The sequence below is a fragment of the Bradyrhizobium sp. LA2.1 genome (assembly GCF_040547725.1).
GTDB classification, from domain to species: Bacteria; Pseudomonadota; Alphaproteobacteria; order Rhizobiales; family Xanthobacteraceae; genus Bradyrhizobium; species Bradyrhizobium barranii.
The window spans coordinates 199,557-217,818 of record NZ_JBEPQI010000014.1; the positions used below are offsets into that span (position 1 = coordinate 199,557).

At 62.1% G+C, this 18,262-nt stretch carries 28 protein-coding genes and 1 pseudogene; 11 read left to right on the top strand and 18 right to left on the bottom strand.

Annotated features, from left to right (window positions below; all coding sequences use genetic code 11):
* The first annotated feature begins 189 nt into the window (after positions 1 to 189).
* Positions 190 to 1,035 (top strand): hypothetical protein, encoded by an 846-nt coding sequence (locus ABIB95_RS26780; protein WP_354243605.1) that lies wholly within the window; start codon positions 190 to 192, stop codon positions 1,033 to 1,035.
* Between the two features lie 78 nt (positions 1,036 to 1,113).
* Complete coding sequence (locus tag ABIB95_RS26785; RefSeq protein ID WP_354243608.1) at positions 1,114 to 1,344, top strand: hypothetical protein; 231 nt, start codon at positions 1,114 to 1,116, stop codon at positions 1,342 to 1,344.
* Between the two features lie 571 nt (positions 1,345 to 1,915).
* Here the strand turns inward: ABIB95_RS26785 and ABIB95_RS26790 are convergent.
* The 8 genes from ABIB95_RS26790 to ABIB95_RS26825 form a co-directional block, all read right to left on the bottom strand.
* A complete protein-coding gene (locus tag ABIB95_RS26790) occupies positions 1,916 to 2,233 on the bottom strand; it encodes a hypothetical protein (RefSeq protein WP_354243611.1) in 318 nt (105 codons plus the stop codon).
* Between the two features lie 193 nt (positions 2,234 to 2,426).
* Complete coding sequence (locus tag ABIB95_RS26795; RefSeq protein WP_354243614.1) at positions 2,427 to 2,930, bottom strand: YciE/YciF ferroxidase family protein; 504 nt, start codon at positions 2,928 to 2,930, stop codon at positions 2,427 to 2,429.
* A 55-nt stretch (positions 2,931 to 2,985) separates the two neighbouring features.
* Positions 2,986 to 3,291, bottom strand: a complete 306-nt coding sequence (locus ABIB95_RS26800; RefSeq protein ID WP_245285652.1) for a hypothetical protein — start codon at positions 3,289 to 3,291, stop codon at positions 2,986 to 2,988.
* 14 nt (positions 3,292 to 3,305) lie between these two features.
* Entirely contained in the window at positions 3,306 to 3,941 is a 636-nt protein-coding gene (locus ABIB95_RS26805) for a cysteine hydrolase family protein (protein ID WP_354243618.1), read from the bottom strand.
* Positions 3,942 to 4,004: 63 nt separating this feature from the next.
* On the bottom strand, positions 4,005 to 4,556 hold the full coding sequence (locus ABIB95_RS26810) for an MOSC domain-containing protein (RefSeq protein WP_354243620.1): 552 nt from the start codon (positions 4,554 to 4,556) through the stop codon (positions 4,005 to 4,007).
* Entirely contained in the window at positions 4,553 to 5,701 is a 1,149-nt protein-coding gene (locus ABIB95_RS26815) for a YihY/virulence factor BrkB family protein (RefSeq protein WP_354243623.1), read from the bottom strand. The genes ABIB95_RS26810 and ABIB95_RS26815 overlap by 4 nt, the downstream gene beginning before the upstream one ends.
* A gap of 119 nt (positions 5,702 to 5,820) precedes the next feature.
* Positions 5,821 to 6,270, bottom strand: coding sequence for a hypothetical protein (locus ABIB95_RS26820; protein WP_038959795.1), 450 nt, complete (start codon positions 6,268 to 6,270; stop codon positions 5,821 to 5,823).
* An 11-nt stretch (positions 6,271 to 6,281) separates the two neighbouring features.
* Positions 6,282 to 6,683 (bottom strand): hypothetical protein, encoded by a 402-nt coding sequence (locus tag ABIB95_RS26825; RefSeq protein ID WP_354243627.1) that lies wholly within the window; start codon positions 6,681 to 6,683, stop codon positions 6,282 to 6,284.
* A gap of 136 nt (positions 6,684 to 6,819) precedes the next feature.
* On the opposite strand from ABIB95_RS26825, the gene ku reads away from it, so the two are divergent.
* The 3 genes and pseudogenes from ku (at position 6,820) to ABIB95_RS26840 (ending at position 8,674) form a co-directional block, all read left to right on the top strand.
* Positions 6,820 to 7,746 carry a non-homologous end joining protein Ku gene (gene ku / locus ABIB95_RS26830; RefSeq protein ID WP_354243630.1) on the top strand — a complete coding sequence of 309 codons (927 nt, stop codon included), beginning with the start codon at positions 6,820 to 6,822 and terminating at the stop codon, positions 7,744 to 7,746.
* 80 nt (positions 7,747 to 7,826) lie between these two features.
* Positions 7,827 to 8,054, top strand: coding sequence for a hypothetical protein (locus tag ABIB95_RS26835; RefSeq protein ID WP_071911122.1), 228 nt, complete (start codon positions 7,827 to 7,829; stop codon positions 8,052 to 8,054).
* Positions 8,055 to 8,069: 15 nt separating this feature from the next.
* Positions 8,070 to 8,674 (top strand): annotated as a pseudogene (locus ABIB95_RS26840) (cell envelope biogenesis protein TolA).
* Positions 8,675 to 8,692: 18 nt separating this feature from the next.
* Here the strand turns inward: ABIB95_RS26840 and ABIB95_RS26845 are convergent.
* The 3 genes from ABIB95_RS26845 to ABIB95_RS26855 all read right to left on the bottom strand — a co-directional run bounded on the left by ABIB95_RS26845 (position 8,693) and on the right by ABIB95_RS26855 (position 10,250).
* On the bottom strand, positions 8,693 to 8,956 hold the full coding sequence (locus ABIB95_RS26845) for a hypothetical protein (RefSeq protein ID WP_038959800.1): 264 nt from the start codon (positions 8,954 to 8,956) through the stop codon (positions 8,693 to 8,695).
* 404 nt (positions 8,957 to 9,360) lie between these two features.
* The gene (locus ABIB95_RS26850; protein WP_354243634.1) at positions 9,361 to 9,711 is read right to left on the bottom strand and encodes a hypothetical protein; all 351 of its coding nucleotides are present in this window, start codon (positions 9,709 to 9,711) and stop codon (positions 9,361 to 9,363) included.
* 77 nt (positions 9,712 to 9,788) lie between these two features.
* Positions 9,789 to 10,250: an Hsp20 family protein gene (locus ABIB95_RS26855; RefSeq protein ID WP_354243637.1), complete on the bottom strand. Its 462-nt coding sequence runs from the start codon at positions 10,248 to 10,250 to the stop codon at positions 9,789 to 9,791.
* Between the two features lie 333 nt (positions 10,251 to 10,583).
* On the opposite strand from ABIB95_RS26855, the gene ABIB95_RS26860 reads away from it, so the two are divergent.
* From ABIB95_RS26860 to ABIB95_RS26875, 4 genes are read left to right on the top strand one after another with little or no spacing between them, the layout of a single operon-like run.
* The gene (locus ABIB95_RS26860) at positions 10,584 to 10,805 is read left to right on the top strand and encodes a hypothetical protein (protein WP_304489694.1); all 222 of its coding nucleotides are present in this window, start codon (positions 10,584 to 10,586) and stop codon (positions 10,803 to 10,805) included.
* Positions 10,802 to 10,981 (top strand): hypothetical protein, encoded by a 180-nt coding sequence (locus ABIB95_RS26865; protein ID WP_247302631.1) that lies wholly within the window; start codon positions 10,802 to 10,804, stop codon positions 10,979 to 10,981. Before ABIB95_RS26860 ends, ABIB95_RS26865 begins: the two co-directional genes overlap by 4 nt.
* Entirely contained in the window at positions 10,978 to 11,211 is a 234-nt protein-coding gene (locus ABIB95_RS26870; RefSeq protein ID WP_354243641.1) for a hypothetical protein, read from the top strand. Before ABIB95_RS26865 ends, ABIB95_RS26870 begins: the two co-directional genes overlap by 4 nt.
* Before the next feature lie 57 nt (positions 11,212 to 11,268).
* Positions 11,269 to 12,126 carry a glucose 1-dehydrogenase gene (locus tag ABIB95_RS26875; protein ID WP_354243644.1) on the top strand — a complete coding sequence of 286 codons (858 nt, stop codon included), beginning with the start codon at positions 11,269 to 11,271 and terminating at the stop codon, positions 12,124 to 12,126.
* A 310-nt stretch (positions 12,127 to 12,436) separates the two neighbouring features.
* Here ABIB95_RS26875 and ABIB95_RS26880 read toward each other — a convergent pair whose 3' ends face one another.
* From ABIB95_RS26880 to ABIB95_RS26890, 3 genes are read right to left on the bottom strand one after another with little or no spacing between them, the layout of a single operon-like run.
* Complete coding sequence (locus ABIB95_RS26880) at positions 12,437 to 13,540, bottom strand: DNA topoisomerase IB (protein WP_354243647.1); 1,104 nt, start codon at positions 13,538 to 13,540, stop codon at positions 12,437 to 12,439.
* 44 nt (positions 13,541 to 13,584) lie between these two features.
* The gene (ligD, locus tag ABIB95_RS26885; RefSeq protein WP_354243650.1) at positions 13,585 to 14,556 is read right to left on the bottom strand and encodes a non-homologous end-joining DNA ligase; all 972 of its coding nucleotides are present in this window, start codon (positions 14,554 to 14,556) and stop codon (positions 13,585 to 13,587) included.
* A 3-nt stretch (positions 14,557 to 14,559) separates the two neighbouring features.
* Positions 14,560 to 14,910: a hypothetical protein gene (locus ABIB95_RS26890; RefSeq protein ID WP_354243653.1), complete on the bottom strand. Its 351-nt coding sequence runs from the start codon at positions 14,908 to 14,910 to the stop codon at positions 14,560 to 14,562.
* A 116-nt stretch (positions 14,911 to 15,026) separates the two neighbouring features.
* On the opposite strand from ABIB95_RS26890, the gene ABIB95_RS26895 reads away from it, so the two are divergent.
* Positions 15,027 to 15,251, top strand: a complete 225-nt coding sequence (locus ABIB95_RS26895) for a hypothetical protein (protein WP_354243655.1) — start codon at positions 15,027 to 15,029, stop codon at positions 15,249 to 15,251.
* A 58-nt stretch (positions 15,252 to 15,309) separates the two neighbouring features.
* On the opposite strand, the gene ABIB95_RS26900 is transcribed toward ABIB95_RS26895, so the two are convergent.
* Positions 15,310 to 15,462: a hypothetical protein gene (locus tag ABIB95_RS26900; protein WP_155794997.1), complete on the bottom strand. Its 153-nt coding sequence runs from the start codon at positions 15,460 to 15,462 to the stop codon at positions 15,310 to 15,312.
* Positions 15,463 to 15,715: 253 nt separating this feature from the next.
* Here ABIB95_RS26900 and ABIB95_RS26905 point away from each other — a divergent pair, with 253 nt between their 5' ends.
* The gene (locus ABIB95_RS26905; RefSeq protein WP_141378549.1) at positions 15,716 to 15,937 is read left to right on the top strand and encodes a hypothetical protein; all 222 of its coding nucleotides are present in this window, start codon (positions 15,716 to 15,718) and stop codon (positions 15,935 to 15,937) included.
* Positions 15,938 to 16,669: 732 nt separating this feature from the next.
* Here ABIB95_RS26905 and ABIB95_RS26910 read toward each other — a convergent pair.
* The 3 genes from ABIB95_RS26910 to ABIB95_RS26920 all read right to left on the bottom strand — a co-directional run bounded on the left by ABIB95_RS26910 (position 16,670) and on the right by ABIB95_RS26920 (position 17,592).
* Positions 16,670 to 16,915: a hypothetical protein gene (locus ABIB95_RS26910; RefSeq protein WP_354243659.1), complete on the bottom strand. Its 246-nt coding sequence runs from the start codon at positions 16,913 to 16,915 to the stop codon at positions 16,670 to 16,672.
* Positions 16,916 to 16,917: 2 nt separating this feature from the next.
* Positions 16,918 to 17,265: a hypothetical protein gene (locus ABIB95_RS26915; protein ID WP_354243661.1), complete on the bottom strand. Its 348-nt coding sequence runs from the start codon at positions 17,263 to 17,265 to the stop codon at positions 16,918 to 16,920.
* Positions 17,266 to 17,328: 63 nt separating this feature from the next.
* Positions 17,329 to 17,592, bottom strand: coding sequence for a hypothetical protein (locus ABIB95_RS26920; protein ID WP_354243664.1), 264 nt, complete (start codon positions 17,590 to 17,592; stop codon positions 17,329 to 17,331).
* Positions 17,593 to 18,262: the final 670 nt, after the last annotated feature.

Consider the following 18,262-nt stretch of genomic DNA (forward strand, 5'->3'; position numbering starts at 1 on the left):
GCAGGCCGTGCGGATTTTCGAATAGCCGGCTTTTGGTGTTCGGCGCCCAAAGGCTCACTAGCCCCAGACGGCCAGATATCGTCACGTACTGAGGTCTATATATAAAGCACACTCCTCTCGAATCCCGCCTGGCGCGCTCGGGCCCGCACGCTCCAAGAACACGCCGCGCCGAACGCGCCTTCGGCGTGGATGCCGGTCAACGATAACGAGGTGGGTAGCACGCAGATTGACCGAGTCGTGGAGATCCGGCCCTCGCCCAGGGAGCAGATCCGCGTTGTCGCGGAGGACGCTATCCGTGCCCGCGGCACATACGGCCCGATTACGCCACAGGAGCTTGATGCTGCGGCCGAGCGCAATATTAAGGTCGAGGGTGGGCGGATCAACGAAGGGCGCGGCAGCGACGGCAAGTGGCGTGACGCTGCTAAACTGCATAGACAGCAGAAGGGCGCTCGCCGCAAGACCGATGAGGAGCGGAAGGCGGACAATCAGCGGCACCTCGCCATTCGCGGCAGCGGCGGGTTTCCAGTGGCGTCGGCATATCGCGAGCGTGGCAGCGAGGGAGAGGACTATCGTCGCCTTGGCGCGGCCCATTGGGCGCAGAGCCTATGTGCCTGCAACGACAATCGCCGAGTTGGAATAGACCGCAAGGGTTTAGGCTCGCGCGCTACCTTCACTCAGGCCCGCGCCGCTGCCGGCCTTGCACCCGCCGAACGGTGCCCCGATGGCACTGCGCGCGGCGCGGAGTTTCTAGGATATCGCCAGCACCGAAACGTCACCGCGACGCCAGGATCCTTCGTTGCTCCTGCTAGCGGACCCGAGGATGCCCTGATCGCCGTGTTGGATGCACCGCAGGTGAAGGCTGGCCTTGGGGAGCACTTCGCGGTGCTGGAGGCGAGCTTGGACGGCCTGACAGCACGCCAGATAGCCGATACAAAACGCTGGGGCTCCGGCAAGCCCGGGGAGCGTAAGGCCGTGTGTGCGCAGGATATGGCCTTGGAGCCGCTGGCTGCGATGGAGAAAAAGCTCGCGGCCTAGCAATGAAACCATGGTCTAGCCTCATTTGAGACTGGAACGCCGATCAACGTCTCCCCGCTATAGCGGGGGGAGCGAGACGTGGCGAACGAGCGGCGACGCAATGTCTATGCTGCGCAGATATTGGTCGACGGCAGTCCCGTGCGATGCAAGGTCCGCCACCTCACGGATTCCTCTGCGATCGTCCAGATCGATAACGCGCCTTTCGTACCCGCGGCCTTCGGCCTGCGCGTTCCAAGTGCTGGCTTGGATATTGATTGCTCGGTTGTATGGCGTGATGGGCGCCATCTGGCCGTGAAGTTTCTGAACTGACCGCCAACGTCTTTGTAGACGTGCGTCCCTCGACCCTATCTGGGAACGTATACAAGTGTAGGGATGCTGATCCCGACGTGACGTGCAAAATGGCGCCGGTTTTGGCTGGCTTGAGTGACGTGAGGCTGCTGCATGCCGTGTTCTCCCGCCGATTAGGCGAGCTTCACGAGGTATCGATCTTGGCAAATCCCGCTCACTCGGTGACTTTTAGTTCGCGCGCCTCTATCGCCAATACTAACAATCTAGCCGCGCGCCGCAGGATTGAGGCTGCCATGTGCCGTCGTCGAATTCCGCTTTGGACCTGAGGCGCATGGACCGGGGAGGGGGTGAATCGATCCCTCCCGCCGTCGCCGTCAACGACCGCCCTCGAAAATTCGCGCATCCACAAATCAAAACATGGGGTATCTCAGGTTGCATTGTATAGTAACGCACCTGACGAGAAGACCCATGCCGCGCGAAAGCGCGGCGAGATCAGTGCTCCGTAGTCGAAGAATAGATCCTTCATGAACCCCCTAGCAACGCGCTCCGCTTTTCTTTGGTCGTCGACAAGTAAATCAGTTGCGGATGCCGATTAGTCGCAAGCATGGGACGGCCGCCTCATCAATGATAGCCATATCGCCGACAGCATCATCGCCTGCGCGAGGAAAGGGCAGACATCGATCGGCGGTTTGACGGAGGCGGGAGAAGCCGCGCTCGCACGCCGGGCCATTTCAGACAGGAAGCAGGCCTGATCTTCTCTACCGGGCCGCGTGATCCGCAGGCTGAGACGCGGCGGCTTCCTTGTCGGCGCGCGGTAGCCAGCGCCGTACGCCAGTACGTTGATCAGAAGAAGAACGGCGTTCTGGATGATGAGCGAGTTCTTCGGTTCATTATCCCGTCGGCGATCCATGCGATGGATCCTGGGATAAAGAGAGCGAACCCGCACACGGTGGAGCGCGCGTTCCAGTTCGCCGCCACCATGGCGGCTGCGATAATCGTCACGGCGGCTGCCACCGTCCTCAATACTTCAAGGCTCATGCTTTCCTGCTCAAAGCAAGGGCCGCCTTCCGGGCGGCCCTCTTACTTGCCATGTGGCTAAAGGGTTAAGCGGCTTTTCGGTTCACGCTGCGCAACGCCATCGTATTTAGCTTCTCGTCCGTTGCCTTTTCCTCATCGAGGTTCTGCTGCAGGACGGAGGCGCAGTCATCGCGGCCAAGCATCTTGGCCCATGCGATCAGGGTGCCGTACCTCGTAATTTCATAGTGTTCGACGGCCTGGGCCGCCGCGATCAGCGCCGCATCCAGCACCTGCTTGTCGTCGATATCGCCCGCGACTTGGCTTGCTTCCTCGAGGATTCCGTCGATCGCAGGGCAATCGACGCCCTTGGCCTCGACACCGTGCATCTCGAACACTTTTTCAAGCCGGGTGATCTGGCTCTTGGTTTCGGAGAGATGCGTCTGGAATCCGTTCTTGAGGCCGGGATCGCTCGCCTTCTCGATCATGTCCGGTAGGTTCTTCGCGATCTGCTGCTCGGCGTAGTAGATATCCTGCAGCGTATGCACGAAGAGGTCGTTCAGCGTTTTGATGTCTTTGGTGAAGAATCCCATGGCTTTCCTCCTAGTTGGATCCAACCGGAAAACTTGCGGCGCATGAGGACGGTTCCTAAGGATTCAGAGCGGGATGATTTCCTAAGGCGCGGATGACGATTTCCTCCTGCGACAATTCCCGCTGGAGCCGTTCGCGCAGAAACCGCCAGAATTCCGGGGCCAGCTTCGTGGCCATCACTTCTACGACCGCGATCGTGTCCCGCTCGGTCGTAACGTCGCTTCGCCACAGGCCTTGTCCAGGCGCGCGGACGAAACTCGTCGCCCCGCCGAACTTATCAGTCAACTCCTGCAGGAAATTGTCGAACCATTCCTTGGAAACCGGCTCGCCGTTGCCGGTCTCCGTCGGAACGAGGATCTGCACGACATAGGAATGGTTCATGAGAGGGGCCTAGCCCGGCCGTCGGCCGGCCAGTTGGCGAGAAGCGTTTCGGTCGTGACGCACTCCACCTGCTGGGCGAACCGGTTCATGTAGATGTTCATCATGGAATCATGCGTCTCGTCTGCCGAGCTGCAAAGCGCGTCGGCGACGAGGATAACGCGAAAGCCCCAGTCGACCGCGCCCAATACGGTCGCGAGGACGCAGACGTCGGTTTCGCCGCCTGTGACGACGACCGTTTCGACGCCGGCTTCGCGAAGCTGCGCGTGAAGCGCGCTCCCCGTCCAGAGCGAGTAGACGTACTTGTCCAAAGTGCGCGCGGGCGGGACGAAGCGGGCGAGCTCCTTTACCAGGTCGATCATTTCCGGACCGAGCGTGTCGATGGTCATCGAGCTCCAGCGCTCGTAGTAGCGCCGCCACATGCCGGCGCCCTGGCCTGGGCTTTGCGCCGGGATGAAACGCGTGAAGATTGTCCGCTCGGGATCGGCGGAGGTGATCGCGACGACGTTCGGCAGGACGCGCGGCAGCCACGGCATTGTCCAATCCGTACCTCCCGCGAACATCTGCTGCATGTCTACGCAAAGATGGACCGCATTCCGGGGAGCGCCGTAGCGGAGTTCGTCACCCTTCGTCATGGACCTGTCCTCAAAAGTCACCTCCAACTGTGACGTAGAGGCTTGGTTCCTTCTTGCCTAAGGCTACAGCGAAGGAAGCGGCTTCTGACATCCGTCGGACAGAATGACGCGCGCGCAATCGCCGGCTGCCACCTGTCCGCCAGCTCGCACCACGCCCAGGACGCCGCATCTGAATGCAGGGTCCGTTTTTGCCGACGACAAGACCTGTCTTTTTAGGCCGGTTCTGAAGCGGTCGATGAGCACGCAGGGCGTCCGCAGGCCGATCAGCTCGACCACCGCCGTAGGCCCGAGTTCGATGCGCGTGCCGAGCGGCATCTTTTCAAGGTCCAGGCCGGCTGTAGTGATGTTCTCGCCCAGTTGTCCGGGCCCTATGTCGTAACCCGCCTCACGGACAGTCGCGAAGAGTTCGCTTGGGATGAGATGGACTTGACGTAGGTTGGGCAGGCAAGGGTGGCGCCGCGCAAGATATCTATGCCGCACATACTGGCCGGCGTGGGCGTCACCGTCGACGCCGTGCCCTTTCACCAGTGTGATCTGGTCCTGCACCGGCTTGCTGAAACGGTGTCCGCTGTCGGCAGCCACTGCCACGACCGCGCCCTCGAGGGTGTGCCTCAAGATCGGGGCGCTCCTACGGTGTCTGCCATCTTGGCGCCTCTGTCGCCGAGCGGCTTAGCCTGTCCCGTCGTGGTGTCGCGCGCCGTCTGGTGCTCCATCTCCGCGTTGAGCTCGGCTCCGAGCAGGATCACGATCGCCGAGATCCAGAGCCACGTCATGAAGCCGATGACCGCGCCCAAGGACCCATAGGTGGCATTGAAGGTGCCGAAGTTCGCGGCGTAGAACGAAAACAGACCGGATGCCGCGAGCCAGAGCAAGGCCGCAGCCGCGCTGCCCCAGGTGATCCACGTCCACCGCGGCGCCTGGCGGCTGGGGCCGAACCGGTAGATGCAGGCGAGGGCAAAGGCCAGAGCCACGAAGAGTGCAGGCCAGCGTCCGATCCGGACAAGCAGGTCCGCCGCATTCGACAATCCGACGTATTGCAGCACAACGGGAACGACGACGACGGCGCCAAGCGCCGCCACGACGAAGGCGATCGCGCCGACGGTGAATCCCAGCGACATCGCGTTCAGCTTGACGAAGCCGCGCTTCTCCTGTTCGCCGTACACGATGTTCAGGGTGTCGAACAACGACTTCATGGCGGCGTTCGCGCTCCAGAGCGAGATCGCAAGCCCGATCGCGAAAGTAAAACCGAGGGTTCGGTCGCCCTTCGTTGCGACGCGTGTCAATTGCTCGCGCGCCACTTCGACGGCGCCCCCCGGAATGAAGCCCGAGACATCATCGAGGTGCTTGGCGATGCTGCCGGGGTCGGAAAAGAATCCGTATATCGCGACGAGGGCGGCCAACGCGGGAAAGATCGCGAGGATGCTGTAATAGGTCATGCCGGCGGCCAGAGCCAGAATCCGGTGGTCGCCGATGTTGCCGTAGACGCGCAACAGGATGTCCTTCCATCCCTTCGCCGGGATCTCCGCCGGAGAGGTGGCTTGGCGTCCGTGGTCACCGTTCTCGGTCGCAAGGCGCGAAGGCGAGGTGTCCCGCTCTGCCCCGCGATGTTCGGGGAATGCGTCATCGCCCTTAGGCGGGCTGGCTTGGTCGGGTGGGATCATACGGTCCCACAGAAACGCGACGGCCATGAGGCCGAGCGCCGCTGCGAGACTCAAGCTGGTTCCATCCGTGCGTGCAGCTGTTTTTTCGATTTCGGCCATGAACGTTCTCCCGCACTTCCAATCATGGCCGGGAAAGAGCGTTCCTGTCCGGTGTCCGCGAGCGCTGCCTAGCTCAGGTTATTCGCGCGGCGGGAGTGATCGAGGAGAGATTGCACATGTCAGGTCGGTTCAGTCGTGTGACGGGGCCGCTGCGCCAGCTGCCGCAGCGTCGCAGTGGGACGCCGGCCGGCCTTTGCACATTTGGCGCAGCGCAGCCGACCCGCCAGGTCATGGATGAAGGTCGTAGGCACATGGGGCAAACTCGCCAGATCGACATCCCGCTGTGTTTTGCAGCGCGAGCATTCGATTTCAAGCCATGAAAAACCACCGTTGATCGCCTGATCGACGGTTGGCGACGGATCGATCGGCTCCCCGTCGGCCCACATGCGTTCGTTCCAGCTCTCGGACAGAAGCCGGTCAGCCTGGCGGATGAGCGCCTCGCCCTTGGCGCGGGCCTCGGCCGCCTGTGTCGCCAAAATGGTGGTCATGGCCCGGGCGTGGCCGAGCTCCTTCTGCAGCGCCTTGCGGTCGCCTCCGGACAACGGCGTGGGATGGTGCTTCGGAGCCATCGGCCCGCGGCCTACGGCACGTCGTAGGACGGCCAGCAGCCGTCTTCCTCATGGCGGCCGGTCCGCTGCGTGCAGTTGTTGTCCAGCAGGCGCTGGCCGACGTCTTTCCAGACGGCGTCCGGTCCATACAGGCGGGCGGCATCGGCCTTCTGGATCTCGACGAGCCGGGCGCAGCGGCGGCAACCGACTCTCAGGACGTGCTGGTTGATTTGGCTGAGCCGTAGCGTTGCTCCAGAGGGGGCCGATCGGGTCTCGGCGCGAGGGTCCTCCAGGAGGGCTTGCCAGTATTCCGGAGGCAGGTCGGCGTCCGGAGCCAATCCAGGCTTCGTAGGTACGCTTCTGCCGACGGCAGCGGCCATCTTGTCCATCTGCGTTGGGTTCGGCATGCGCCAGCTCGCGGGTCGGTCCGTCATTGCTCCATAGAACATAACAAGAACAAAAGAGTCGATAGAGGGCGAAAAAGATTCTCCCTGATCGTGAGCCATCGTGTCGGAACCGGCCGCCGCCGTTCGTCTTGAATCCGCGGTCCCCAACCGGAGTTCTGCGTACATGGCCCCCCGCGCCAACTGGAAAGGCTTTCTGCGTCTGTCCCTCGTGACCTGTCCGGTGGCGCTGTATCCGGCCACGTCCGAGAGCGAGAAGATCTCTTTCAACCAGCTCAACCGGACGACCGGCCACCGCATCAAGTACCTGAAGGTCGATGTGGACACCGGCGACGAGGTGCCCAACGAGGACATCGTCAAGGGATACGAGGTCGAGAAGGGGCAGTTCATCGAGGTGACAAAGGAGGAGCTCGAGGAAGTCGCGCTCGAGTCGACGCGGACCATCGAGATCGACGAGTTCGTCGACCGCAGCGACATCGATCCGCGCTACCTGATCCGGCCCTATTACCTGCGCCCGGACGGCAAGGTCGGGCACGACGCCTTCGCCGTGATCCGAGAGACCATCCGCGAGATGGACAAGGTCGCGATCGGGCGGCTGGTGCTGACGAGCCGCGAGCACATCGTCGCGCTCGAGCCGCGCGACAAGGGGTTGATCGGGACGCTGCTGCGGTACCCCTACGAGGTTCGGGATCCGGCGGAATACTTCGATGAGATCCAGGATGTGAAGGTCACGAAAGACATGCTGGATCTCGCCAAGCACATCGTCAACCAGAAGGCGGGCCGCTTCGATCCGGACAAGTTTGAAGACCACTACGAGACCGCCCTGGTCGACCTCATCAACCAGAAGAGGGCAGGCAAGGTCATCCGCCCGAAGGAGCGGCCGAAGGGCGAGAACGTCGTCGATCTGATGGACGCGCTGCGCAGGAGCGTCGGCGGCGCAGCGGCCGAGGCGGGGACACAGAAGAAACCCGCCAAGAAGACGAAGAAAGCTTCCGCTGGCCAGAAGGAAATGCTGATGCCGATCGCCGGCAAGAAGCCGAAGGAAGCCGCAGCGAAGAAGCCGGCGGCCGGGGCGCGGCGGAAGTCGGCGTAAGCCGTTGCCGTGCTCATGCTCGCCAGGTCGCGACGAGCTTCCGAGGGCCGGTTGCTTGGCTGCCAACACGGGAGAATGCCATGGATGAGCGCGAAACGTCTGCGATGACCGAAGCCTCCGGTCTCGTCACCGACCCGGCGGGCGCCGCGGCCCCGTCCGGAACGAGGTCTTCTCACCCCCCTCGCGTCAATTCCGGGGAATTCGCAACGGACCTGGCGGAGCGGTTGCGCGAGATCACCGTGAAGGCCCCACTGCAGACGCTTTTTGCCGCGTTCCTGCTTGGGGTGTGGATGGCGCGCCGGCGCTAGGAGAGCTGCCGGCTGATGCCGAGGAAGCTGAAGACATTCCAGACGTCGCTCGGATTCTACGATCTCGCGATCGCCGCGCCTTCGATGAAGGCCGCGCTGGAGGCGTGGGGCGCCGGCAGCAATCTCTTCCATCAAGGTGTCGCCAAGGAGACCGATGATCCGGATGTCGTTGCGGCCACGATGGCGAAGCCGGGTGCAGTCCTGAAGCGCCCGGCCGGCTCGAGCGGTCGCTTCGCCGAGCAAGCGGACCTTCCCGATCTCGATGACGAGGAGAGCGGTCGGAAGAAGGCTCGATGGCCGGAGTCCAAGAGGCGGATGGTGCCCGCGATCAGCGTCGAGGATTCGCGCAAGGCCGCTGCGGAATTCGAGCGGGAACAGAAGCGGCGGGATGCGGAGCGCCGCAAGGAAGAGGCGGCGCGCGAGAAGGAGCGGGCCAAGCGGGAGAAGCTGGTCACGAAGGCGCAGGAGTCGCTGACACTGCGCGGCGTGAGCACGAAGCGCGCTCGGAGACCTTGATCGCCGAACGGGCAGCGATCGAAAAGAGGATCGAGGCCGAGGACGCGCGGTGGGAGAACGAGAGGGAAGAGCTCAAGGATGCCCTGCGCCGCGCTCGGGAATAGAAGCCCCGGCTGCTGCGCCTATTCCGGCAGGCACTCGGGACAGGTGTCGCCGATCGTTTCCAAGACGGCCCGGACTTCAGCGGCCGCTTGATCGGATGAGACGCCGGTCGGCGGATCCTGACGGGCAAAATCTAAAGCGCGCTCGCGAGCATGCGGGTCGGCCCGGTCACGCGCCCAGCCGTGCTCTTCGCACTCGTGGATGGCACCGGCCTCCTGCAGCACATTTATCGCCCATCCTCGCAGCGTCCGGATCGTTCGCGGTCTTTCCTTCGTCATCAGCATCGGATTCTCCTGCCCAAATGAATCCTCGGGTCGCCTGAGCGTTCCCGGCAGTTAGCACGGAGCAGGGATTCCAAAACGGCGAGGCTGGGGCTTGTCCACTTGTTCCAATGCCTTGGTACGGCATGCGGAAGTGTCGGCCTAGGAGGGGCGGTCGCCGCGCCGGTCGTTCGCTTCGAAGCCGCCCTGCGCTCCGCGATGAAGCGCACGAGAAAATCCGTCGCCGATCCGGGAGCGAAGCCGGAGCCGATGGATTCCAGCAGCATCCGGTGCGCGCGCCTGTCCGCTTCGCTTTCCCAATGCTTGGCGTAGGTCTCCAGGAGTTCGGCTCCAACGCCGTCGACCGTTTCGATGAGCCGCCGAAAGATCTCGGAGGCGGAATGCAACGTTGCCGAGCAACACCATCGTCAGGACGGCTGGCGTGAGCATCGCGTTCCGAAGGCAACCGCGGCGGCCCAAGGCCGCCGCAACCGCATCGGCACCCCGCCGCCGCGGGGCGGGTCGTCGTCGTCGCCGTCCAATTTGCGCAGTGCCGCAAGGATTCCCGCGAGCCGGACCGGGCGGCCCATACCGGGAATCTCGCGCAAGGCCGGCGAGGATTCGACTGCGAACATGTCGGAGGCCCACGACGACAGGACGACCCGCTTCTCGGGAGCGGTCAGCTCCTGGTCGTTCAGGACGTCGTCCGGAGACGCGTAGTGCGCGGCCGGATGGAATAGAGGGTGGTGAGTGCAGGAATTCGTGTTGGCGTTGGTCATTGGTCGTCTCCCTTTTACGCTCCTTTCCAGGGAAGGTTTGAATGCGGGCGGCGGACCAACCACCGCCCGCATGGCCGTCAGGCGGCCTTTTTCTGCTCGATCTGGGGCGAGGAAGCCGTCGCGCCCGCGATCTGGATCCGGCGGGGTTTCATGGCTTCCGGGACCTCGCGGACGAGATCGATGATCAGGAGGCCGTCGCGGAACGCGGCCTCCTTCACCTGGACGTAGTCGGCGAGGTTGAAGACGCGGCGGAAGGGGCGCGCGGCGATCCCTTGGAAGAGATATTCGCTCGCCGGCTTCTCCGGCTTCCGGCCCTCGATGGTGAGCGCGTTCTGCTCGGCCGTTACGCTGATATCGTCGGCGCCGAAGCCCGCGACGGCGAGCGTAATCCGGTAGTGGTCTTCGCCGGAGCGCTCGATGTTGTAGGGCGGATAGTTGTCGTCGCTCGCCTGACGAAGCGTGCTATCGACCAGGCCAGCCAAGTGGTCGAAGCCGATGGTGGAGCGCCACAGGGGCGCGAAGTCGAAGGTCGTCCTCATATCCAAGTCCTCCTAGGAGCAAGATGGTTACGAAGGGACGCAAGTCGGCGGTCCGAGGACCTGCCAGCCGGCGCCCGCGCCGGGCCCAACCTGGCGTCCGGCACACCACTCTCGCGGCGAAAAATGAATTAGAAAAACGACAAGAGGTCTCAAGAGGACCGTCGGAAATTTTTTCGGCCAACGTGATTTGGTTAACCCGGTGGCACAAGCATTCGCACGCTGCACCACTGCCATCTTGACAGCGATTTTGCGCCGAATATTTTTGCAACGGGGAATTCGTTTTCCCGTTTCTCGCAGCTGAAAAGGACAAGAAGACCGTCAGGAGTGGCGACGATGCTCGATGAAGATTTTGCCCGTATCCGTGCGCACCGCAACAACATCCACCGCTATCGCAGCCTGCTGAAGACCCGTCTCTCGGACCTCGAACGCCAGTTCATCGAACGGCGCCTCTCCGAGGAGAGCTCGGCGCTGGAGGTATTGACCTCCAAGACCTTCCCCATGGCATTCACGTTACCCCCACAATCGTCGCCGGCGACCGCGGGGGCGGTATCGTGACCGCCGTCACAGATCTGCTGATCCGCGGCAGCGAGAAGGTCATCGCCCACTACCGCCTGCTCCTTGCCAGCGCGAAGACCGAAAGGGAGCGCGAACTCTACTGCAGCCGGATCGAGCGCGAACAACGGCTTCTGGACCAGCTACGCGACGGATTTCCGGAGCGGTTCGCGGCATGAAGTTCGAAACCGACGAGGACCGTTTTGCCGGCTACGACGTCGTGCTGAAGCAGCGGGGACGGGGCCGCTGGAAATGGGCCGTCTGCACCGCCGCGGGCGAAGTCGCCATGTCCGGCTCGGAGTGCAGTCGCGCAGGCGCGAGATACAAGGCGGAGCGGGCGCTGTTTCTTCTTCTTTGCGCAAGCGCGTCGCGGATGCCTACAGCCGGTGCGAGGCGGGCAACGGGCTAGGAACCTTGGTTGTCGTCAGTTGGTTGTCGCGCTCTCAACCCGCGGAGACCGATTCCGATGCCCGACTATCCGAAGCCGCCTTACCCCAGTCAGAAGCAGTCAATGCCCGGGTTGACCGCTAAGATGGACCCACGCCCCGATCACGGCGAGGCCAGCTACAAAGGGGCGGGCCGCCTGAACGGCAAGCGGGCTATCATCACCGGTGGCGACAGCGGAATAGGGCGAGCTGTCGCCATCGCCTTTGCCCGCGAGGGCGCCGACGTCCTGATCGCCTATCTCGAGGAGCACGAAGACGCCAAGGAAGTTGCGGCCCTCGTCGAGGCGGAGGGGCGCAAGGTTGTTCTGGTCGAGGGCGACCTGAGGTCCGCGGACCACTGCAGGAAGGTCGTCGATCGGGCGGTCCGGGATCTTGGCGGGGTCGACATCCTCGTCAACAATGCCGCGCATCAGGCGACCTTCAAGGATCTTGGCGACATCAGCGACGAGGAATGGCGAATGACGTTCGATGTGAATATTCACGCCATGTTCTTCCTCGCGAAGGCCGCCGTGCCGCACATGGAGCCGGGCGGCGCGATCATCAATACGGCATCCGTGAACTCGGACATGCCGAACCCCACGCTCCTGGCCTATGCGACGACCAAGGGCGCTATCCAGAACTTCACAGGGGGGCTGGCCCAGATGCTAGCGGAGAAGGGCATCCGCGTGAACGCCGTGGCGCCCGGGCCGATCTGGACTCCGCTGATCCCATCGACCATGCCCGAGGATACCGTGAAGAATTTCGGCAAACAGGTGCCGATGAAGCGGGCCGGGCAGCCGGTCGAGCTGGCGACGGCCTATGTGATGCTCGCCGATCCGCGGTCGAGCTTCACCTCCGGCACCACGGTCGCGGTGACCGGAGGGAAGCCCTTCATCTGATGCCGGGGCCTGCAGCATCCAGTCACGCCCGACGGGCGCTATTTCGTAGTCCGCGGTCGACTCTGGCGGATGAGCGATCCCGACCTTGCTGCCCAAGACAAGGAGCGGCTGGTGAAACAGCTGATGGATGCGCGGCGAGCCGTGAAGGACGCCAGGGCGGCTATAGATCTAGACGCCGTCGCCCATCGCCTCGTCGACGAAGCTAAGCGCCGGCTGGGAGAGCGGGGACCGGTGTGGTGGAAGGATGGCGCGCCCGACTTCAACCGACACGCGGTCAAGAACACGCCTTATGCCGACTGGTACGCGGGGCTCAGGCGGCGGCCTTCAGGGCATCGAGACGCTTGCGGAGAAATGCCAGCACCATGACCTCGTCGGAGGTGAGCTTCGCGTACTGGCGCTTGAACTTCTGCGCGATCTTGGCTTCGATCATCTTCACGAGGTCGCCGGACACGTAGGCGTCCAGAACCTCGGGATGCACGTAGCATTTGCGGCAGATGGCCGGCGTGTTGCCGAGTTGCTTCGAGACGCTCTCGATCGCGGCGACGACGTTGCGCTTTGCCTCGGCTTGGCTGTCGTACTTCTTGAACTCGGACAGCGCCAGCGCCGCCAGCACGGTCCCGGCCCAGGTGCGGAAATCCTTGGCGCTGAAGTCCTCGCCCGTAACGTCTTTGATGTAAGCGTTGACGTCGCCGGAATCCACGCTGCGAGGCTCTCCGTCGTCGTCGAGGTATTTGAAGAGCTCGTGTCCCGGGATCTCCGCGCAGCGTTTCACGATTGAGGCGATCCGCTTGTCTTCAACGCGGAGCTTCCACTGCTTGCCCGACTTGCCCGTGAAGGCGAACCGAAGAACGCCGCGGCCGACCGCGATGTGCTTGCGGCGCAGGGTCGTAAGCCCGTAGGACTTGTTCGTCTCGGCATACTCGGCATTGCCGACCCGGATCAGCGTCTTCTCCAGGAGGCTGACGATGGTGGCGAGCACCTTCTCGCGAGGCAGTCCGTCCCGCTTCATGTCGGCGGCGACCCGGTGCCGTAGCGCTGGGAGGGCGGCCGCGAACTGGATGATGTGCTCGTACTTGTTCTGGTCGCGCAGCTCGCGCCATTTCGGGTGATAGCGGTACTGCTTGCGCCCGCGTGCATCGAGCCCTGTCGCCTGGATATGGCCGTTGGGTGAGGGGCAGATCCAGACTGACTCGTAGGCCGGCGGGATGCCGATCGCCTTGATCCGCCGAACGACGGCGGCATCGGTAATGCGCTTGCCGTCCTTGTCGTAGTAGGTGAACGTCGTGCCGGTCCGCTTGCGCGTGTAGCCTGGCGAGGAGTCGCTGACGTACCGGAGGCCTTCTTCCGCGATGGTCGCCGCCAACTCGACGGTACGATCCAGAACCTGTTCTTCGTTTCCGGTCTGACGGAGCATTGGCCTGTCCCTCGGAAGCACCCTGGGATCGAGGCTCCGCTTCCTCATAAGGACCGAAGGCGCCTGTTCGTTCCGTTCGGAGGTCGGGCCAGGCTACAGAGATCCTCGCGCAACCCTTTGTAGAACGGATGCCGCACCTTTCCCTCGGCGGACTTGGCGCGGTACTCGATCTCGGCCAGCAGCTTCGGCTCGACCCAGATGCCTTTGTGCTCAACCCGCTTCGCATAGGGCTGTGTCTTCCGGACCAGCGGCTCGAGGCGCCGCCGCAACTCGGCGGCTGACGTTTTGTCGAAGCCGTGGTCGACCTTGCCGGCATAGATCAGGTCGTCGCCCCTGCGCCGCGCGAGATAAATGCCGTCCCATTTGCCATCATCGAGCGCGAAGCCGGCAATCGTCAGCGTCTCGCGTTGGGCGCAGGTCTTCTTGACCCCGTTGTTGCCCCGGCCGCTCGCGTAGATGCTGTCACGCACCTTCGAGACCACGCCTTCGAGCCCGACCTTGCAGGCGTGCGTGAACATCTCGCGGCCGTCGATCTCGAAGCTTTCGCTAAATTGGACGTCGCTGCCGGCTATGATCTTCTTCAGCGCGGCCTTGCGCTGGAGCAGGGGGACTTTCCGTAGATCCCGGCCGTTGAGATACAGCAGGTCGAAGGCGACGAGCACGATCTTAGTCGAGGTGCCCTTTAGCTCGTTCTGCAAGACGGAGAAATCGGTGCTGCCGCCGGCGGCCGGCACCACGGCTTCGCCGTCGATGATCGCCGAGCTCGCCTTAATGTGCCATGCGTCGTCGGCGACCTTCTTAAAGCGTTTGGTCCAGTCGTGCCCGCGGCGGGTGAAAACGGTGACAGCTTCTTTGGCGAGATGCACTTGGACGCGATATCCGTCGAACTTGATCTCATGAATCCAGCGCTCGCCGGATGGCACGCGGTCGATCGAGGATGCCAGGGCCGGCTCGATGAAGCCGGGGAAGGGTGCCTTGACGCCTAGCGCTTCTGGCTTTTTTCGCTGGAAGACCACGATCTAGACCAGGCGCAAACTGTACTGCCGGGTGTCCTGGGCAGCGTAGCGATCGACGAATTCTTGGAGATGCGAAGGAACGTCGGTGAGCTGCAGATTGCACCGATGCTGGATCTCGCGAGCAACGTCCTCGGAAACGTCTTCTGACCAGCGCTCGGACGTGTTGAAGGCAATAACCTTGATCGGACGTCGATACTCGCCGGCGAGGAGGTCCTGGATGACCGTCTCGAGGTCTGCCGACTCCATGTCGTTTTCGCGCCAGGCGCTGCCTGCGCGCCCGAAGTCGTCCGCCACTAGATACACGGTCGGTTCATCGGCCGGGACGATGGAAGGGGTCCACCGGGACTGACGCATACGCAACTCCACGCAACAGAACCGGGATTCAATTTGATCCGCGCCGATTTGTTCCTCTGGTTGGAACTGCGAGTTACGCTGCGCTTTTATAGCGAGAGGCAACCAGCGGAGAAAACATGGCAGTCAATAAACCGACCGGCGACAACGCTCGCAAGGGCGCGTTGAAGAAACGCTCGCAGACCAAAACGACAATTGGCGGAGCTACCGGATATACAAAGCGCGACAGAACGTCCGGCGAGTTCATGGCCGTGAAGAAACCGAAAAAGGCGAAGAAAGCTGCCAAGAAATTCAAAGGCGTGCGGGTCGAGAGAGCCAAGAAATCCGCCAAGCGGGGGCGCTAGACGTCGATGGCCGAGGTTTGATCGTCTGATGGACACCGAGGCCGCCGACTGACGCGGCCTACTCGTCGATTTCGCGGAGCTTGTCTTCCAGTTCCCGAACGAGCGTCTGGATACGCTCATAGGTCTGTGGGTCATGCGCAAAACGTCTGGCTATTTGCCGATAGCGGAGTATCCGCATTTCCAGCTCAACGCGTTCGTTCTTGGACTGCACGGCACCAATTCCATCACCTTTCTTTAAGTATGCCGGAACAGCCGTTTAGTTTCGATTTAGGCCACCGCCCGTTTGCCGAACGCCAAGCCGTCGCGCTTGGGACGAGGCGCTCTGGATATTTAGGAGTACTTCCGCGAAATCATCAGAAGTTGCGCCGAAAGATGATGCAAGGCCGCCTCGGTGGTGGCGCCGCCCGTTAGTCATCGACCTTCGCCCATGTATGTTTACAACCATGAAGTGAAGGGCGATCCTCATGGCAGACCGCTTTGTCGTTCGGTACGAGCACCCCAAGAACGGCCGATTCACAGTGCTGGACACTTCAATAGATCAGCCTGCAGTCACGCCGGACGGGACGCCTTTAACTGGACTCTCTCATTCAACGGCAGAGGTTGTGGCCGAGAACCTGAACAAGGGCGACGCTCCGCCCGCCCTCAATCGTAAAAAAGGCAGCAGGCTGCGCCTGCACATGACTTGAAGAATCAAAAGTTGAGCGCTGCCTGGGCCCCAGCATCGGGCCGGGGGGCTTAATGATGCTGGGGCCTCCGGACAGGCTCTTGTCTCTCAAGGAAACAGTCACCGCAAACACAAGCCGATCACTGACAGAGCGTTCCTAAGTGGGGTTGCTTGACGCACTCGTGGATGCAGCTCGTGAAGCAGTCATCGAAGGGTCTCTGGATCAGCGCTTTGCTGTCGAGGTCCGCAATGGAATGGGGCCTGTTCTCGAAGTAACGGCCATCTTCAATTCCAGGATTGTTAGAAGGCAATGAAGAGGCCGCCTCAGTTGGCGGCCTCTTCATTCGCGCTGTTGGCTTATTCGCCAACAGCGGCGCAGAAGCCCGACGCTTCATGAAGACCGCTTGGGGCCAAGTGGGGACACGCTGCTAACGCGACGAGCGCGGTTCTAGCGTTCGACTGGCCGGAAAGAGCAAGCACTGTGCTCCGGACCGTGGGCCAAGGCGGGCGGCTTTAATTCATCTTCTCACGGAGTTTTCTTATTATCTCGCGCAGGTCGTTAGCGTACTCCTCAATGATCCGGCGAGCGTCCTCCAAGCGCGTTGGCTTGGGCTCGGGCTTATCGGATTGGGAGGGCTTGTTCATGGCAGAGCCTTGAACCTAGCTCGCCGGCAACCCCATTGAGCTATATCAAAGGACTAATCGCTTTAGCTCTCTCAATAGGCAGTCGCGGTCATCGATGTGGAGGGATTGTCTATCCCTCATCGTCGCCGAACGGCCCCTCGCGCCTTTTGGTATCAGGGTTGTGCCGGACCCTGCGGATCGAATTCGGCAAGCCGTCGCCTACCGAACTGCTCGCCGATTCCTCCGACGATACTGTCAGACTGAATGGGCGTTCGCCGAACGGCACGCGGCCGATCGAGGCCGCCAAGGCCGGCTTGATGAAGCCGAAGGGCGCCTTGACGCCCAGCGCTTCCGGCTTTTTTCCCTGGAAGGCCATCGCTACACCAGGCGAAGACTGAATTGCTGCAGGTCTTGTGGTGAGTAGCGATCCACAAACTCCTGCAGGTACGAAGGCACGTCGCTCAGTTGCAGATTGCAACGACGCTGGATCTCGCGGGCGATGTCCTCGGAAACATCTTCCGACCAGCGTTCGGCTGTGTTGAAGGCGACTACCCGGATCGGCTGGCGATATTCTCCAGCAAGCAGATTCTGGATGACAGTTTCCACCGCCCTCTCCAAGTCTGCTTCGCACCAGGCGCTGCCATTGCGGCCGGAGTTGTCTGCGACCAGGTAGACGGTCTCATCGCTGTTTGGGGCGATTGACAAAAGCCATCTGAACTGACGCATAAGCACCTCACGCAACGGAACCGGGATCAATTTGAAAAAGGCAAAGAAGAGCTAGGCGGCTCTTCACGTACGCCCAGGTCTGGACGTTCGCTCAATCCTGATCTCTACAAAGCCCTTCAGAATACGGCGAGCGGACAGCGAGTTGCTGGGAAGGATCACCCGAACCCAGCCTTCTTCAGGATTTGCCGCAGTGTATTCGATCTGCTCCGCATCGTTCAGGAAAACGCGGATTTTAAATCCGTCGAGCAAAAGATTGCAATAATTGCGATAGCCTTCTTCATCGCAACTTCTTGCAACCGGTCCATGAAACTGCGGCTTTCCAATCAAGAGTTATCCGTCTTCATTAGCAACGCGTGCCACGACAGCAATGCTGCGACAGATGGAGCCGTTCCTAACTTCCAGTCGGGTCCGGCCGGCACCACTTTCGCGGAGAAGGCAGAATTCGAACGCACTACGCATGGGCCGCAGATAGGGTGTGAGACCCTCAGAAGAAAGGGCCGCCTTGCGGGCGGCCCTGTCCAAAGTCTATCGACGCTGGTCAAAAAATAGGTGCGAGCAAAGCCGTCCCCGGGGAATGAAAATAAGCAGGGATGCAAAAACGCGCCCGGTTGAGCCAAATGGAAGCAAGCATTTGTGTCAGGAATATTTCGTCGCTGCTGTTCCGTGAAGGAACACTCGTAGCGTTGCGCAGGGGCAACGGAGGATGCCCACAAAGTTAATCTGGGCCACTCCACATTTGTTAGAGCGCGCGATGAATCCGCGGGCGGAGAGTATTCGCCGGCGCCCAGCCTTGAGCCAGTGCGTCGTGGCGGTCCCGGCGTCTCCGTTCCTCTCCAGCCCCGAAGGCGCCTGGGGCCGCTCACAAGGCCTCTCAATGCCGCCAGCCTTCATTGTCGACCTCCACCCGAAAGCCTTCCGGTATCCGCGGCACTTCACCTTCGCCAGCAGTCTTGCAGGCGGGGCAGGGTGTGCCAGCGCCGCCACAGGTGCAGGCGCG